Origin of the sequence: Mesorhizobium sp. M0217, from assembly GCF_040321955.1 — a bacterium.
Classification (GTDB): domain Bacteria; phylum Pseudomonadota; class Alphaproteobacteria; order Rhizobiales; family Rhizobiaceae; genus Mesorhizobium.
This window is the reverse complement of sequence record NZ_JAMYSN010000027.1, coordinates 55712-71708: the sequence shown is the minus strand read 5'-3', so window position 1 is coordinate 71708 and position 15997 is coordinate 55712. Positions and strand designations below refer to the sequence as shown.

Genomic DNA, 15997 nt, shown 5'->3' with positions numbered 1-15997 from the left:
CCCTCTATTTTTTTTTTAAATCTCAATCCGCCACACCATATTGGTGGGGGTCTCGTTGGCTGTGATAGTTGTATAAGAGACTGGCCACAGCCGGGTAGATGCCGGCATCGCCCGGATCCTGCTGCACGAGCAATTGCGCGAAGTTGAACTGCGCCAGCCGGTTGCCGGCCTCGGCGGCGGCCTGCATCAGCGCATAAGCTCCCTTCTCGTCCTTCTTGACGTAGCGGCCGTCGAGCAGCATCAGCGCATACTGGAACTGCGATTCAGGAATCCCCTGCTCGGCGGCCTGCGCATACCATTTGGCGGCTTCCGCTGGGTTGAGCGGCACGCCCAACCCGCGCGACAGGATCTCGGCCACCAGCGTTTGCGCCGCCGGGTCGCCATTCTGAGCCCGCACCAACGCCAGATTGTAGGCTGTCTTGTAAAGGCCGCGCTGGAAAGCGCCATAGGCGGGGTCCGCCGGCTTGGCGCCGAAACGTTCGGGGTTGATCGCGTCGGCCGACGGCAGCGGCGCGGTTGTCGCGGGCTGCGGCAGCGGGGTGTCGATCGGCTTGTCGATATGGACGCCGGAATCGGTGGCGCCGGCTTTTGGGGCACCCGCATCGGGGGCGACCGCATCCGGCACGCTGAGGGCGGGCGCGCTGGTGTCCGGCCTCGGCTGCGGCAGCGGAACGGTTTCCGCCGCGATCGCTGCCCCGCTTATCAAGGCCGCAACGAGAACCGCGAGAGGAAGTCCAGGTCGGCGCACGTCAGCCCTCGAAGCGCGGCGCGGTTTGGTCGAGCAGCGCATTGGCGGCAGCAATCGCCGCCTTCGGATCGGCGCCTTCGGCAAAGACGGCGCTGGACAGCGCCACGAACTCGGCGCCAGTGGCGGCCACCGCTTCTACCGAAGCGATGGCGGAACCGGCCATGACAATGCAAGGGATCTCAATCACGTCCGCCCACCATTGCCCGAGCGACAGGTTGCGCGGATGCGGTTCCGGCTTGTTGTCGTAGCCGAAGCGGCCGAAGAAGATGTAGTCGGGCCTGGTTTCGCCGAGTTCCAGCGCGTCGTCGCGCGTCTTGGCGCCACCGGCGCCGACCATCATCTTGCCCTGGAAGTGTTCGATGGTCTCGGCGAGCGCGTCCTTGGAAACCTCGACATGAATGCCGTCGGCCTGGACACGGCCGGCAATGCGGGTATCGCCGGCGATGATGACGGCGATGCCGGCCGCTTGCGCAGCCGGTACGATCTGTTCTGCAAAGGCCTGGAAGGCAGCCTCGTCCATGCCGCTCTCAGGCAGGATCAGCGAAGCGATATCACCGCCGTCGAAGGCAGCCGCAATGCGCTGCGCCGGAGCGTCCTTGGGTGCGATCAGCACGATGCGGCAGCGGTTGGGGGGTGTTGCGTCGTTCATGGCTTTCGATCCCGGGTTTCGCCTATGCCGGGCGAAGATGGTTGCATTGCGGCATAGAACAAAGCGCCCGCCTTGAACAGGCGGGCGGGGAACGATGCGCTGGCTTTGGTTTACGATCGCCGGCGAGCCGACGCTCTGCGGCTCATTTGGCGGCTTGCGGGCTTTCGGCCGGCGATTTGGCCCTCCACAAAGTCCAGCCGAGATTCATGCCGGCGGCGGCGATCAGGATGGCGGCTGCGCCGACGAGCTGGGCCGGATGCAGCCGGTGGCCGAAGGCCATCACATCGACCAGGATCGCAACGACAGGATAGATGAAGGACAGCGACCCCTGCAGATGCGTCGGCAGTTTCTGGATGGCGGCGTACATCAATATGTACACCAGGCCGGTGTGAACGACGCCAAGCGTGGCCAGCATGGCCCAGCTCCAGGCATCGGCGGGCAAATGCGAGAGGTTGGCAAAGGGCGCCAGCATGACGACGCCGACGCAGACCTGGATCAGCGCGATCAGATGCGGCGGGGTGCCCTTGAGCTTCTTGGCGACGATTGCCGCGACAGCCCAGAAGAAGGCCGCTCCGAGCGCCATGACGATGCCGATGACATAATCTGTGCCGGTTATGCCGGAACCGACACCCGCATCGGGCCCTGTCTGCACGATTAGCAGCATGCCGGCGAAGGCGATGCCGAGCCAGGTCAGCTTGGCCAGGGTCAGCCGCTCGCCGAAGAACAGCGCGCCGAAGCCGACCAGCATGAAGGGCTGCGTGTTGTAGACCGCCGTGGCAATCGAGATCGAGGCGCGGGAGAAGGCGCTGAACAGCAACAGCCAGTTGATGACGATAGCCGCGCCGCCAAGAGCGGCGATGGCAACAATGCGCAGCGTCAGCCTGCCGCGCAGCAGCCCGAGTGCCGCGCAGGTGATCAGCAGCGCCACCGCGCCGAAGGCGCAGCGCCAGAACACCACGTCCATAACGGGCTGGCCCGACATGACGACAAACCAGCCGATCGTGCCGACGATTGTCATCGCCGCCGTCATCTCGATCGTGCCGCGTACCGTGTTGTCCATGACAATACCTCTATCTGTTGATGCCATAATCTCATACCGTCTTGAGGGTTTATATACCCTATGAAAGGTGATAGGGGGGCAGGACCTTATTTAATAAGGCGCGCGCTGCCCTTTTGCGAGGAGATGAAAATGCTGGACGAGTTGGACAGAAAGCTTCTCGACATCCTGATCCTGGATTCGCGGACTTCGTTGAAGGATCTGGCGCAGCAGGTCGGGCTGTCATCGCCGAGCGTCTCGGAACGGCTGCGGCGGCTCGAGGAACGCGGCGTCATCCGCGCCTTCACCATCGAGATCGACCCGGAAGCGCTGGGGTTTCCGTTGCAGGCGATCGTGCGGGTGCGGCCACTGCCGGGCAAGCTGCATATCGTCCAGAAGCTGATCGAGGAGATCCCGGAATTCGGCGAATGCGACAAGGTCACCGGCGACGACTGTTTCGTGGCCCGGCTCTACGTGCGCTCCATCGGCGAGCTCGACAAGCTTCTCGACCGCATCGCCGACAAGGCGGAGACCAGCACCGCCATCATCAAGGCGCAGCCGATCCGGCGCCGTCCGCCGCCACTGAATTAAGCTCCAGCTTGTAGCCGATGTGGCTGGCCTTGAAGCCGAGCCGGTCATAGAAGCGATGCGCGTCCTGGCGGCTCTTGTTGGTGGTCAGCTGGACAATCTTGCAGCCGCGTTCACGGCACTGTTCGACCGCCCATTCCAGCAGACGCTGTCCCAGCCGTTCGCCGCGGCGGTCCGCGGCGACGCGCACAGCCTCGATCTGGCCGCGCAAGGCGCCCTGCAGCGACAGCCCGGCGAGATAGCTGATCTGCAACGTGCCGATGACTCGGCCGCTATCCGTCATCACGGCAAGAAACTGGTTGGGGTCGGCGTCGATGGCGGCAAAGGCGTCGCGATAGGCCTTGGCGAGTGGCTCGGTCGCATCCTCGCGGCTGCGGCCAAGCGGATCGTCGGCGAGCATGGCTACGATGGCAGGCAGGTCGGCCGCTTCGGCGCGGCGGATGTGGGGTTCGCTCATTGTCAAAAACCTGGGGTCAAAAACCTGGGGTCAAAACCTGGGGCCAAAACCTGGGGTCAAAACTTGATGCATCGGACGGCGCCCTTATGCATCGGCGGCGATCTTGCCGTAAATCCGGAACCGTCGCTTTACGCACAGTTGATCGACACGGCCGGCATTTTCCCGGTCGCGGCGCAAGGGTTTCTGGGCTATTGCAGGGCAACCGTCTTCCCTCCAGCATTTCCAGTTCATGTCAGGTCTGCTCGCCGATCCGTGGTTTTATGCCGCCGCCATTCCGGCGGTGATACTTGTCGGGCTGTCGAAAGGCGGCTTCGGCGGCGCTGTCGGCTTCGTCGGCGTGCCTTTGATGGCGCTGGCCATGCCGCCGGTGCAGGCGGCGGCCATCCTGCTGCCGATCCTGTGCCTGATGGACATCGTTTCGGTGTGGACGTGGTGGGGCGTCTACGACAGAAAGATGCTGGTCGACATGATGCCGGGCGCGGTGATCGGCATTGGGCTCGGCTGGCTGACGGCAGCGCTCGTAACCGAAGAGATGGTGCGGCTGATCGTCGGCGCTGTCGCGCTGATCTTCGTGCTGCGCTGGCTCTATCTCCAGTTCCGCCACGGTTCCGACCATGCGGCGGCGCCCAACCGCATCGCCGCCGCCTTCTGGGGCACCGTCGCCGGCTTCACCAGCTTCGTCGCCCATGTCGGCGGGCCCCCCTTCCAGGTCTATGCGCTGCCGATCCGGCTCGATCCGAAGGTGCTGTCGGGGACATCGGCGATCTTCTTTGCCGCCACCAACGCGCTGAAGCTGATCCCCTATTTCGCGCTTGGCCAGTTCGACACCGCCAACCTGACGGCGTCGGCCGTGCTGATGCCGCTGGCGCCGCTGGCCACCATCGCCGGCGCCTGGCTGGTGCGGCGCATGCGGCCGGAGATTTTTTATCCCTTCACCTACGCGACCGTGGCCGTGGTCGCGGTCAAGCTGCTTTGGGACGGGATCGCCGGCCTGCTCTAAATCCCGCTCAGGCGGCTGCCGGTTTGGTTCGCGGGGCGCTCGCAAAGGTCAGCGATGCACCACCAACGACCACGACCGCCATGGCGCCGAGAGTGGCGATGTCGTGCGCGGTCGGCTTCAGCACCATGTCGGCGACGACGGCGATCATGATGACGAAATCGAACTTGACGATTCGTATCATGCGGCGCCCAAACGTTATGGCGGCCGGGGTCATGCCGTCCGTGGCAAGCATTGCGGCAAGCTTTTCGAACGAAGGCTTCAGCACGAGGATACCGGTCAGAAACGCGGCGGCGTAGCCGCAAAGGCCGATGAGGACCCAAAGGTCGGAGAAGCCGGTCCATAGCGAAGTCAGCACCAGGCCAGAAGCCAGGGTCGCGACGGACGCCGGCACGAACAGACGCAAGCCGAGTTTGTCCGTCGTTCTCAGCATGACCATCAGCGTCTCGTCGTCGCCGGCGCGCTCGGCTAGTATCGAAACCAGCAGCATGGCGAAACCGCCGCCGAGCCAGAGAATCGCTGCCATGACATGCAGGAATTTGAAGAGAGAATACCAGTCCATTGCCGCTCATTGTGCATCGTTCCGGGGGTAAACGCTGCTTTCGCGCGTCTGCTTCCGAAGGAGGGCGGATTATCTCCGTACATGTATCCAGAAGATGCCGCGTGGGTGCCGGCTTGTTGCGGCGGCGCCGTCGCCGGATTTTACCGCAGCCCGCACAATACCCGGCAGTTGCCGGATGGACGCCATGTCGGCACTGGCTGGTTTCGCGGCATGATCCTGAAACCTGCGGGGACTAAGCCGCCGCGACCGACGCTCCATTTTGGCCGCGCGCGGTCGGACCAAGTCTGCAACAACCAACGAGGGTATCCCATGCAAGGCGTAGCACGAAATTTCTTCACCCTGGCCGTCATCTATTCCCTGTGCGGCATGGCGCTCGGCCTGCATATGGCGATCTCCAATGACCATGGGCAGATGCCGACCCACGCGCACACCATGGTGGCGGGCTGGCTGATGTCGGCGGTGTTTGCTTTCTTCTACCACCTGTTTCCAGCGGTCGGGCAAAAGACGATTGCCGTCGTGCATTTCTGGCTGACGGCAATCTGCGGCATCGCACTGATGATCGGGCTTTACTTTGAACTTGCCGGCCATCCGGAGATCGAGCCGGTGCTGGCTTCCTCCTCGATGGGCTTTTATGCGGCGATGCTGCTGTTCGCCTTCATTTCCTTGCCGGCTGTGTGGAAGAAGGCATGAACAAGCTGACGATCAGGCTCCGGGGGCCGTTGTGCTGATACGGCACAGAAGGGCAGCGGTCGATCAAGAAATATCCGCGCCGTTAAGGGTTCATTAAGCTTTACAGGTGTTTACTATGTCCATCCAGTGATCTGGATTCTTACCGAGTGGTTGGAGCCACTTCGTTTGACGCCTCCCTGTTAAACTCCTGAGAGCCGCCTTATCCGCGGCTCTTTTTTTGTCTGCTTTTGGTCCGCTTGGCGCCCCTGCACAGGCGTTAACCGTTTGTTAAACATGTGCTTGCCTTCACCGGCGGCGAAGCGCATTTTCAAGCTTCAGTCATCTAGGGTGCCGGCGTGACGGCGATGAAGCCGAATCAGCCGACGGGGCAGTGCAGGGGCGTATCGATGAACGAGCCTTCGAAGGGCAGCGCGAAAACCATCAAGCTGGCGGAACGCCGGGTTTTCTCCCAATCCTTCAAACCGCTCTACCAGGAAGGCATGGGCCTGGTTGAGCAAGCAGCGGAATATCTTGACGGCAAGGGCCGGGCCGAGGCCAAGAAGCTGTCCAGACTGGCGGCGACGCTCTATGCGGCCGAATCGATGCGGCTGACCACAAGGCTGATGCAGGTCGCCTCCTGGCTGCTTTTGCAGCGGGCGGCAAATTCCGGCGAGATGACCCGCGACCAGGTCGCCTCGGAAAAATCCAAGGTGCGTCTCGACACCGCCTCGGCGCATGACGAAGCGGTCGGCTGGGGCGAACTGCCGAAGGATTTCCTCGACCTCGTCACCCGCTCGCTGCGCCTGCAGGCGCTGGTGCGCCGCATGGACGAAGAGATCTATGGCGGCGCGTTTGCCGAGACGCCGGTAACAGGCCGCCGCGCCAATCCGGTTTCCGACCAGATCACGCTGCTGAATACGGCTTTCGCTCGAGGTTAAACGCTTCCCGTTTCCGGTTTGTTCACATTTCCCTGACATCGCTGTGCGCCGGAGGTAGACTTCGCGCATGAGGGAAGCGATTCGCATTATCGGTATCGATCCGGGGCTGAGGCGCACCGGCTGGGGCATCGTCGAGAGCCTCGGCAACTCGCTGCGCTTTGTCAGCTCCGGCACCGTACGCTCCGACGACAAGGCCGCGCTGGCGACACGGCTCTGCCAATTGCATGACGGGCTGGCCGAGATCCTGCATGCGGCCATGCCGCAGGAAGCGGCCGTCGAGCAAACCTTCGTCAACAAGGATGCGGTGGCGACACTGAAGCTCGGCCAGGCGCGCGGCATAGCCATGCTGGTGCCGGCGCGCGCCGGCCTCGTCGTCGCCGAATATGCCCCCAATGCCGTCAAGAAGGCGGTGATCGGCGTTGGCCATGGCGACAAGAAGCAGATCCACATGATGGTAAAGGTGCTGTTGCCGAAAGCCGTTTTCGACACCGAACATGCCGCAGACGCGTTGGCTATCGCCATCTGCCACGCGCATCACCGGCAAAGCGTCGCCTACAGGATGGCGCTGGCATGAGGGATCACGCATGATCGGCAAATTGAAAGGCACGCTGGACGAGATCGAGGAGGATTTCTGCCTCGTCGATGTGCACGGCGTCGGCTATGTCGCCTATTGCTCGGCGCGCACGCTGGCCGCGCTGCCTTCGCCCGGCGAGGCGGTGGTGCTGTTCATCGAGACCTATGTGCGCGAGGACATGATCCGGCTCTACGGTTTCCAGTCGGTGCTTGAGCGCGAATGGTTCCGGCTGTTGATGAGCAATGTGCAAGGCGTCGGCGCCAAGGTGGCGCTGGCCATCCTGTCGACGCTGGCGCCGGCAGACCTCGCCAATGCGATCGCGCTGCGCGACATCGCCATGGTCAGCCGCGCGCCCGGCGTCGGCAAGAAGGTGGCCGAGCGCATCGTCACCGAGTTGAAGAACAAGGCGCCGGCCTATGCCGGAACCGCCTCCGGCACCATCGGCCTTAAGCAGGAGCTCGGCGAAGGCGTGGCGCCGGCGCCGATTACCGACGCCGTCTCGGCGCTGGTCAATCTCGGCTATTCGCGCGACACAGCAGCCAATGCTGTCGCGGCGGCGCTGAAGACGGCCGGCGAGGACGCCGATGCCTCGAAGCTCATTCGTTTCGGGCTGAAGGAACTGGCGCGGTGAGTGATTGCTTGTCCGGTCCTTTGCCCTGTGCGAGGAAGGCCGCATGAGCCTTTCACCCCGCCTCATTGCCCCGGAAAAGCGCGGCGAGGATGCTGAGCAGACCTTGCGGCCGCAGACGCTCGCCGATTTCGTCGGCCAGGCCGCGGTGCGGGCCAACCTCAAAGTCTTCATCGAGGCCGCCAAGGGCCGCAGCGAGGCGCTTGACCATGTGCTGTTCGTCGGGCCGCCGGGGCTTGGCAAGACAACGCTGGCGCAGATCATGGCGCGCGAGCTCGGCGTCAATTTCCGCTCGACCTCCGGTCCGGTGATCGCCAAGGCCGGCGATCTCGCCGCACTTCTCACCAATCTCGAAGACCGCGATGTGCTGTTCATCGACGAGATCCACCGGCTCAATCCGGCAGTCGAGGAAATCCTCTATCCGGCGATGGAGGATTTCCAGCTCGACCTGATCATCGGCGAAGGTCCGGCGGCACGCTCGGTCAAGATCGATCTTGCCCGCTTCACGCTCGTTGCCGCCACCACCAGGCTCGGCCTTTTGACCAACCCGCTGCGCGATCGCTTCGGCATTCCGGTGCGGCTTAATTTCTATTCGGTCGAGGAACTGGAGCAGATCGTGCGCCGCGGCGCCCGCATCCTGCAAATGCCGCTCGGCGACGACGGCGCGCTGGAGATTGCGCGCCGCGCCCGCGGCACGCCGCGCATCGCCGGCCGACTGTTGCGCCGCGTGCGCGATTTCGCCTCCGTCGCCGGTGACGGCCACGTCGGCAAGCAGATTGCCGACGAAGCTCTCACCCGGCTCGAGGTCGACGCGCTCGGCCTCGACGCGCTCGACCGCCGCTATCTCTCGATGATCGCGCGCAATTTCGGTGGTGGCCCGGTCGGCATCGAGACGATCGCCGCCGGCCTGTCCGAGCCGCGCGACGCCATCGAGGACATTATCGAGCCCTATCTGATCCAGCAGGGTTTCATCCAACGCACGCCACGCGGCCGCGTGCTGACCGCCAACGCCTGGCGCCATCTCGGCCTCGACGCGCCAAAGGATCTGGCACAGCAGCAGATCAACCTGTTCCAAGAAGAGTAACGGACATTTGTTCTTCGGAACGGATTTCTGTGCAGAATCTCCTCAAACCTGCCAGCGTGAAGGCGCATTCCTCGATTGTATCGGGCGTCGCAATGTCGGCGCGAACTGCTCCGATCAAGGTCGGAGCCAGAAAAGTGATCACCAGACGCGGGTTCCTGAAATTCGCCGGAGGTTCGTTCCTCTCGCTGGCTTCGCTCAGTGCCTATGCGGTCGGCATCGAGCCGATGCTGTTGACGCATGTGAAGCGCTACCGGCTGACGCCGCCGCATTGGCCTGCAGATCTCAAGCTGCGCGTTGTAGCACTTGCCGATATTCACGCCTGCCGTCCCTGGATGACGCCTGAGCGGATCGCTTCGCTCGTCGAGGGTGCGAACGTGCTGCAGCCCGACCTGATCGTACTGCTCGGCGACTATATCTCAGGCATGTCCCTGGTGACGAACCGGGTGGAGGCCCATGAATGGGCGCCGGCCTTGTCAGGACTGAAGGCGCCGCTTGGTGTCCTGTCGATCCTCGGCAATCACGACTGGTGGCACGATCCTTTCGCGCAGCAGGCCGGAGCGGGGCCGACTGTGGCGCGCAAGGCACTGGAGGAAGCCGGCATCTCGGTTCTGGAGAACGACGCTGTGCGTCTGGAAAAGAATGGATACGGCTTCTGGATCGCCGGACTCGCCGACCAGCTGGCCCTGTTACCGAACAAGGCCGCAGGCCGCGACAGATTTGAAGGCCTGGACGATCTCGACGGCACGCTGGCCAAGATCATCGACCAGGCGCCCGTCATCCTGCTCGCGCATGAGCCGGATATTTTCCCGAAAGTGCCGGGGCGGGTTTCGCTGACGCTGTCGGGCCACACACATGGCGGGCAGGTCAGGCTGTTCGGCTATTCACCGGTGGTTCCGTCCCGCTTCGGCAACCGTTTCGCCTATGGCCATGTCGTCGAGAATGACCGCAATTTGATCGTGTCAGGCGGGCTCGGCTTCAGCATCGCACCGGTGCGCTTCGGCATGCGGCCGGAAATACTTCAGATCGACCTCGGTTAGAGCATGCCGGTATTCAGGTGATGCCGGCCTGCAAATGAGGTGTTCCTGCGCTTCCGTAGTCACGGACCAAAGTCCGCTCCGTTCCGGTTCTCGGAGCCCTCATTTTCGACTCGGCCTGACCTGAATCTCGACATGCCCTAGGGCTAATGGAGCGAGCGGATCGCATCCATCACGGCGGGTTCGGCCTTTTCGCCGTTGAAGGCATCGACGATGCCGAAGGCGCCGCCAAAACTCCACACCGACCATGAGAAGCCATGCGCCTCGGCGCGCGCGATCATGTCCTTGACATAGGCGGCGCGGTATTTGGGCGGCATCACATAGGGGTTGCCATACTCCTGGCGGATCATGCCGAACTCGCCCAGCGTGATGTTTTCCGGCTTGATGGCGTTGGCCTTCGCCCAGGCCTCGACCTTTTCGAACGGCGCATCCATGACGCCGAGCAGCTTTTCGTCCGTGTCCATGCTGGCGGCTTGTTCATCGAGATAGGCGAGCAGGCCGTTCCGTCTGGTCCATGGCGCCTCGGCTTTTATCTTGGCGCGGATTGCATCCAGCGTCGCATCGAGCTCGGCGCGCGGCACCGCGGTCAGCGGATAGGGCAGCCCGGTAACATAAAGAATGAAATCGCCGGCCCAGGTCGCGCCCTGATGCGTCAGCAGGAACGGGTCGTAGGAGTGGAAGGTCCAGATGAGGTTGTCGTCGGGGATCGACTTTGGGTCGATCTTGACCAGCGAAGCCGCATTGGAATAACAGGCGCCGGTCAGGATCAGCGTCAGCCTGGTGGCCGAGGCGCGCGCGGCCGCGAACAGCTTCTGCTGACGCTCCGGCCACAGGCTGGTGCCATCGCTGTCGCAGTCGACGATAGGCTCGTTCATCGGCTCGAAAGCGACCTGCGCCGGGTCCTCGGTGGCAAGCGTGCGCGCCATTTTGCGGACGACCTCGACATAGGCGTCGAAGGTTGCGGGATCGTCCATCACCTGGCCCATGCCGATCTCGCGGCCGCCGCCGGCCGGGATCAGGTGCATGTCGACGATCACTTTCAGACCGGCCCGGTTGATCATGCGCGCCGAGTCCCGCACGCTGGCATAAAGGTCGTCGCGCAGCGCCAGCGTCTGATCCGACATAAACGGCGAGGGATCGACCGGCATGCGCAGAAAGTCGAAACCGGCGGCCTTCAGCGCCTTGAGGTCACCCTCGTCGAGGAACTTGCGCCATTCCGGATAGGGCAGGATGGCTTGTCGGTCGTTCCATTTGTCTTCCCCGACCCAGGTCGTCCACTGGTCGAGGTTGAGGCCGCGCTTCATCGAAAAGCTCGCGGCCTGACCGGGAAGCGCAGACGCCGCCAGCACCAGCAGCGCTGCCATCAAGGTCTTGATCCTCGCCGTCAACAGTGCCATCCGGTTTGCTGCGCTGGTGATTTTGGCAAGACAGGTGCCCCGCCGGGGGCAAAAAGGAAAGCGCGATGGACGATCATGGTGAATCGGCGGCGCTTGCTGCCGGGCTTTCCGGAGCCTTGACGGAATTCGGCCATCGGCTGATGGCGCGAGTCTATTATGCCGACACCGACTTCTCCGGCGTCGTCTACCACGCGCGCTATCTCGAATTCTTCGAGCGCGGCCGCTCGGACTATCTCAGGCTGGCGGGCGTCCACCACACAGAACTTCACGAAGGCAAGCAAGGCGAACGGATCGTCTGGGTGGTGCGGCGGATGGAGATAGATTTCCGCTCGCCTGCCCGCATGGACGACATCCTGACCATCGACACATCAACGCAGGATATTTCCGGCGCTCGCATCGTCATGGCGCAGCAATTGAAACGCGGGACAGAGGTACTGGTCGAAGCAAAGGTCGAGGCGGCGATCATCGGCGACAACGGCCGGCCGAAACGCTTTCCGAAAGAATGGATCGCGGCCTTTCTACCAGGAGCAAGCTGATATCAAGGCCTGCCGGCCGGCAACGAGCGGCCAATCGGCAACGCATTCGATTGTGGATGGACGGCCTGCGGCATCGCTGGGCGCGGCAATGCGCCGCGCCATATTTCCTAACCCATCCTTAACCATAACGGTTCATGAAGAGATCGGTGAAGATTGGAAGAATCCGCGCGCCTTCCTTTCACCAATATTTGCCCTGAAAAGGCCGCCAACGGTGCATTTTGGGGTTAATCCGGAAGCCAAGCGCGAACGGACCACAAGGGATGCCCATGGGCCAGCCGCCAGCGATGCCCGGAAAATCTTAAGGACTGAAGCATGGAAACTACCGCACTCGCCGATCCGGCAGCGCAATTGTCGATTTGGGCGCTGTTCACACAGGCCAGCTGGGTGGTCAAGCTGGTCATGATCGGTCTGCTCTGCGCCTCGGTCTGGACCTGGGCGATCATCGTCGACAAGCTGGTCAGCTATGCCCGCATGCGTCTGTCGCTCAATCGCTTCGAACAGGTGTTCTGGTCGGGGCAGTCGCTGGAAGAGCTCTATCGCACGCTTGCCGACCGCAAGACCACGGGCATGGGTGCGATCTTCGTTGCGGCCATGCGCGAATGGAAGAAGAGCTTCGAGAAGGGGGCCAAATCGCCGCTCGGCCTGCAGACCCGCATTGACAAGGCGATGGACCTGGCGTTGACGCGCGAGATGGAGAAGCTGGAGGGCCGTCTCGGCTTTCTCGCCACCACTGGTTCGGCCGCACCCTTCATCGGCCTGTTCGGCACCGTCATCGGCATCATGACCTCGTTCCAGGCGATTGCCGGTTCGAAGAACACCAGTCTCGCGGTTGTTGCACCCGGCATTGCCGAAGCGCTGCTGGCGACGGCCATCGGTCTTCTCGCCGCCATACCGGCGGTTATCGCCTACAACAAGCTGTCATCCGACGCGAACAAGATCGCCGTGCGGATGGAAGGGTTCTCGGACGAGTTCTCCGCCATACTCTCGCGCCAAATCGATGAAAAAGTAGCGCCTAAGGGCTGAGGTAAGAAGATGGGTATGTCGGTTGGCATGGCAGGACGCGGCGGACGCGGACACAGGCGGCGCGGCCGCCACCATGCATTGATGTCGGAAATCAACGTCACGCCGATGGTCGACGTGATGCTGGTGCTCTTGATCATCTTCATGGTCGCCGCACCTATGTTGACGGTCGGCGTGCCGGTCGACCTGCCGGAGACTAAGGCCAAGGCTATGAACGCCGACACCCAGCCGATCACCGTTTCGATCGACGCGGCCGGCAAGATTTTCCTGCAGGAGACCGAAATCCCAAGGGAAGAGCTGGTCGCCAAACTGCAGGCGATTTCCAAGACCGGCTACGAAGAGCGCATCTTCATCCGAGGCGACAAGGCGACCAACTATGGCGCCGCGATGGAGGTCATGGCCCTCATCCAGGCCGCCGGCTACAAGAATATCGGCCTGATTTCACTGCAGCAACAGGATCAGTAGACGCACGATGAAGACCGGCCTCACCACATCGGTGATACTGCATACGGTGGCACTGGCTTTCGGCCTGTTCACCCTGTCGGCGCCGGCCGCGCTGCCGTCCACGGATGTGGAGTCGATAGCGGTCGACATCGTTCCCATGGAAGCCATTGCGCAGACGCTGCAGGGCGACAAGAAGGCGGTGATGCATGAAAAGCCGGCGCCGATGCCGACCAAGCGTCCCGACATCGTGCCAGATGCACAGAAAATCGGCGAGAACAGCGTTGATACCGACAAGCCGGTGACGGACGATCCCAAGCCGAAGCCGGTGGAGAAAACAGCGACGGCTGCTCCGGCGCCGACGCCGACCGAAAAGCCGAAGACCGAGGACACGCCGAAGCCAAAGGAAGCGCCGAAGCCGACACCTGCGACGGAGGTGGCGCCGGAGCCGCAGCCGAAGGAAGAGGTCAAGCCCGAGCCGGTGAAGCAGGTTGAACCGAAGCCGACCCCGGTGAAGGAGCCTGCACCAACACCGCAGCCGGACAGGACCGCCGCCATAGAGCCGAAGCCACGCGTGAAGCCCGATGCGGTCGCCGAAGCCATATCGGATCAGCAGCCTCTGGAAGAAGCGCAGCTTCCGACTTCCGCTCCTGCTCCCGAAGCACGGCCGAAGCCGCAGCCGGCGCAGGCCGAAAGCGCCAAGGCACCGGACCGCAAGGACGCTGACAAGCCAGTCAAGGAAGCCTCGTCGAAGCCGAAGTCGGATGACAAGCAGTTTAATGAGGCTGACATCAAGGCTTTGCTCGACAAGCAGAAGCCATCCGGCGGCGGCGCTAAGCGCTCGACCCAGCAGGCATCGCTAGGCGGCGACAAGGATCAAGGCCAGAAGCTGTCGAAGTCCGAGCAAGGGGCATTGGAAGAACAGCTCGGTGGCTGCTGGACCCTCCCGGTTGGGCTTGAGGGTTCTGAGGATTTCACCGTGGTGATCCGTTTCAGCCTGGATGCCTCCGGCAAGCTGGAGGGCCGTCCGACCGTCGAGAAGTCCAGCGGCAACCCCCAGTTCGACAGCAGCGCGGTTCGCGCTGTGCAGAAATGCGATGTCGCCGGCCTGCAGGTGCCCGCCGGAAAGCATGACATTTGGTCCGACGTTCGCGTCAACTTCGATCCCAGAGCGATGCTTGGCCTGTAGCCTGAGCACCCAGAAATCAGCAAGAGAAGCGAGAAGACATGAAATCCATCCTCAAGCCGCTCCTGATGGTCGCCGCGATGGCGATGGGCATGAACGCCGTCGTCACCTTGCCTGCTCGAGCAACCCTCGAGCTCAACGTCAACAAAGGCAATGTCGAACCGATGCCGATCGCAATCCCAGATTTCCAGGGAGGGCTCGGCGCGCAGATTTCCGAGATCGTCACCGCCGACCTGAAGCGCTCCGGTCTCTTCGCACCGATAGACAAGAACGCCTTCATCGAGAAGATCGCCAATCCGGATGCGCAGCCCCGTTTCGACGACTGGAAGGTGATCAATGCGCAGGCGCTGGTCACCGGCAGCGTGAGCAAGGAGGCGGACGGCCGAATCCGCGCCCAGTACCGACTATGGGATATTTTTGGCAACCAGCAGATAGCCGGGGAGCAGTTTTTCGCCAACGACGCAAATCAACGCCGTGTCGCCCACATCATCGCCGATGCGATCTATGAGAAGCTCACCGGCGAGAAGGGCTATTTCGACACACGCGTCGTCTTCATCGACGAATCCGGCGCCAAGAATGCGCGTAAGAAGCGGCTCGCCATCATGGACCAGGACGGCGCCAATGTGCGCTATCTCTCCGATGGCCGCTCGATCGTGCTGACGCCGCGTTTCTCGCCGAATCGGCAGGAAATCACTTACATGTCGTATGAAAGCGGCCAGCCGCGGGTCTATCTGCTGCAGATCGAGACCGGACAGCGCGAACTGGTCGGCAACTTTCCCGGCATGACCTTTGCGCCGCGCTTCTCGCCCGACGGCCAGAAGGTGATCATGAGCCTGCTGCGCGATGACGGCAATTCCAACATCTTCGCCATGGACCTGCGAAGCCGCTCGACCACCCGGCTGACCAACTCGACCGCCATCGACACCTCGCCCTCTTATTCGCCCGACGGCAGCAAGGTGGTATTCACTTCCGATCGTGGCGGCCGTGCGCAGATTTATGTGATGGGCGCCGACGGCTCGGGCCAGACCCGCATTTCGTTCGGCGACGGCGTCTATTCGACGCCGGTGTGGTCGCCGCGCGGCGACCTCGTCGCCTTCACCAAGCAGACCGGCGGCGAATTCCAGATCGGCGTCATGAAGACCGACGGTTCGGGCGAGCGCATCCTCTCCTCGGGCTTCCAGCAGGAGGGACCGACCTGGGCGCCCAACGGCCGCGTGCTGATGTTCTTCCGCGACTCCGCCGGCGGCCCAAAACTGGTTTCCGTCGATCTCACCGGCCGCAACGAACAGTCGATCCCGACCGCGAATTTCGCGTCGGATCCCGCCTGGTCGCCGCTGCTGGAGTAGTTTCGGCCGAATTGCCACACCTGCTAAAAAGGGGCCCGTTTGGCCCCTTTTCCATTCATTAGTCGCGTTTCGGCCGCATTTCCGCCTAGGGTCCGCGCCAACTGTGA

The 15997-nt window shown here is 62.8% G+C and carries 18 protein-coding genes and 1 pseudogene; 13 read left to right on the top strand and 6 right to left on the bottom strand.

Features of this window, described 5'->3' with window-relative positions:
- Positions 1-82 precede the first annotated feature (82 nt).
- The 3 genes and pseudogenes from NKJ18_RS27970 to NKJ18_RS27960 all read right to left on the bottom strand — a co-directional run.
- Positions 83-790: pseudogene (locus NKJ18_RS27970) on the bottom strand (tetratricopeptide repeat protein); the annotation flags it as partial.
- On the bottom strand, positions 750-1397 hold the full coding sequence (locus NKJ18_RS27965; protein ID WP_352741537.1) for a thiamine phosphate synthase: 648 nt from the start codon (positions 1395-1397) through the stop codon (positions 750-752). The pseudogene NKJ18_RS27970 and the gene NKJ18_RS27965, both read right to left, overlap by 41 nt.
- 142 nt (positions 1398-1539) lie before the next feature.
- Positions 1540-2457 (bottom strand): DMT family transporter, encoded by a 918-nt coding sequence (locus NKJ18_RS27960; RefSeq protein ID WP_352760788.1) that lies wholly within the window; start codon positions 2455-2457, stop codon positions 1540-1542.
- 129 nt (positions 2458-2586) lie between these two features.
- Here NKJ18_RS27960 and NKJ18_RS27955 point away from each other — a divergent pair, with 129 nt between their 5' ends.
- The gene (locus NKJ18_RS27955) at positions 2587-3024 is read left to right on the top strand and encodes an Lrp/AsnC family transcriptional regulator (protein ID WP_023704892.1); all 438 of its coding nucleotides are present in this window, start codon (positions 2587-2589) and stop codon (positions 3022-3024) included.
- On the opposite strand, the gene NKJ18_RS27950 is transcribed toward NKJ18_RS27955, so the two are convergent.
- Positions 2981-3478, bottom strand: a complete 498-nt coding sequence (locus NKJ18_RS27950; RefSeq protein WP_023728625.1) for a GNAT family N-acetyltransferase — start codon at positions 3476-3478, stop codon at positions 2981-2983. The genes NKJ18_RS27955 and NKJ18_RS27950 overlap by 44 nt on opposite strands.
- Before the next feature lie 229 nt (positions 3479-3707).
- Here NKJ18_RS27950 and NKJ18_RS27945 point away from each other — a divergent pair, with 229 nt between their 5' ends.
- Positions 3708-4478: a sulfite exporter TauE/SafE family protein gene (locus NKJ18_RS27945; RefSeq protein ID WP_023668765.1), complete on the top strand. Its 771-nt coding sequence runs from the start codon at positions 3708-3710 to the stop codon at positions 4476-4478.
- 7 nt (positions 4479-4485) lie between these two features.
- On the opposite strand, the gene NKJ18_RS27940 is transcribed toward NKJ18_RS27945, so the two are convergent.
- Positions 4486-5037, bottom strand: a complete 552-nt coding sequence (locus NKJ18_RS27940) for a DUF2269 family protein (protein ID WP_352760785.1) — start codon at positions 5035-5037, stop codon at positions 4486-4488.
- Between the two features lie 309 nt (positions 5038-5346).
- Here NKJ18_RS27940 and NKJ18_RS27935 point away from each other — a divergent pair, with 309 nt between their 5' ends.
- The 6 genes from NKJ18_RS27935 (at position 5347) to NKJ18_RS27910 (ending at position 9967) form a co-directional block, all read left to right on the top strand.
- Positions 5347-5727, top strand: coding sequence for a hypothetical protein (locus NKJ18_RS27935; protein ID WP_023668767.1), 381 nt, complete (start codon positions 5347-5349; stop codon positions 5725-5727).
- A gap of 386 nt (positions 5728-6113) precedes the next feature.
- Positions 6114-6644: a protease adaptor protein RcdA gene (gene rcdA, locus NKJ18_RS27930; RefSeq protein ID WP_023688956.1), complete on the top strand. Its 531-nt coding sequence runs from the start codon at positions 6114-6116 to the stop codon at positions 6642-6644.
- A 67-nt stretch (positions 6645-6711) separates the two neighbouring features.
- The gene (gene ruvC, locus NKJ18_RS27925; RefSeq protein WP_352760782.1) at positions 6712-7218 is read left to right on the top strand and encodes a crossover junction endodeoxyribonuclease RuvC; all 507 of its coding nucleotides are present in this window, start codon (positions 6712-6714) and stop codon (positions 7216-7218) included.
- A 10-nt stretch (positions 7219-7228) separates the two neighbouring features.
- Positions 7229-7849 (top strand): Holliday junction branch migration protein RuvA, encoded by a 621-nt coding sequence (gene ruvA, locus NKJ18_RS27920; RefSeq protein WP_023668770.1) that lies wholly within the window; start codon positions 7229-7231, stop codon positions 7847-7849.
- Positions 7850-7892: 43 nt separating this feature from the next.
- A complete protein-coding gene (gene ruvB / locus NKJ18_RS27915; RefSeq protein ID WP_352754622.1) occupies positions 7893-8930 on the top strand; it encodes a Holliday junction branch migration DNA helicase RuvB in 1038 nt (345 codons plus the stop codon).
- Between the two features lie 134 nt (positions 8931-9064).
- Entirely contained in the window at positions 9065-9967 is a 903-nt protein-coding gene (locus NKJ18_RS27910) for a metallophosphoesterase (protein WP_031355825.1), read from the top strand.
- Positions 9968-10110: 143 nt separating this feature from the next.
- On the opposite strand, the gene NKJ18_RS27905 is transcribed toward NKJ18_RS27910, so the two are convergent.
- A complete protein-coding gene (locus NKJ18_RS27905) occupies positions 10111-11361 on the bottom strand; it encodes a glycoside hydrolase family 5 protein (RefSeq protein ID WP_352760780.1) in 1251 nt (416 codons plus the stop codon).
- Positions 11362-11426: 65 nt separating this feature from the next.
- On the opposite strand from NKJ18_RS27905, the gene ybgC reads away from it, so the two are divergent.
- From ybgC to tolB, 5 genes are all read left to right on the top strand, one after another.
- Positions 11427-11897, top strand: coding sequence for a tol-pal system-associated acyl-CoA thioesterase (gene ybgC, locus NKJ18_RS27900; RefSeq protein ID WP_352760777.1), 471 nt, complete (start codon positions 11427-11429; stop codon positions 11895-11897).
- 312 nt (positions 11898-12209) lie between these two features.
- Positions 12210-12920, top strand: coding sequence for a protein TolQ (tolQ, locus tag NKJ18_RS27895; RefSeq protein ID WP_023673844.1), 711 nt, complete (start codon positions 12210-12212; stop codon positions 12918-12920).
- A gap of 9 nt (positions 12921-12929) precedes the next feature.
- On the top strand, positions 12930-13382 hold the full coding sequence (gene tolR, locus NKJ18_RS27890) for a protein TolR (protein WP_023673843.1): 453 nt from the start codon (positions 12930-12932) through the stop codon (positions 13380-13382).
- A gap of 7 nt (positions 13383-13389) precedes the next feature.
- Positions 13390-14547 carry a cell envelope integrity protein TolA gene (gene tolA, locus NKJ18_RS27885; RefSeq protein ID WP_352760774.1) on the top strand — a complete coding sequence of 386 codons (1158 nt, stop codon included), beginning with the start codon at positions 13390-13392 and terminating at the stop codon, positions 14545-14547.
- Between the two features lie 38 nt (positions 14548-14585).
- Positions 14586-15890 (top strand): Tol-Pal system beta propeller repeat protein TolB, encoded by a 1305-nt coding sequence (gene tolB, locus NKJ18_RS27880; protein ID WP_023673841.1) that lies wholly within the window; start codon positions 14586-14588, stop codon positions 15888-15890.
- Positions 15891-15997: the final 107 nt, after the last annotated feature.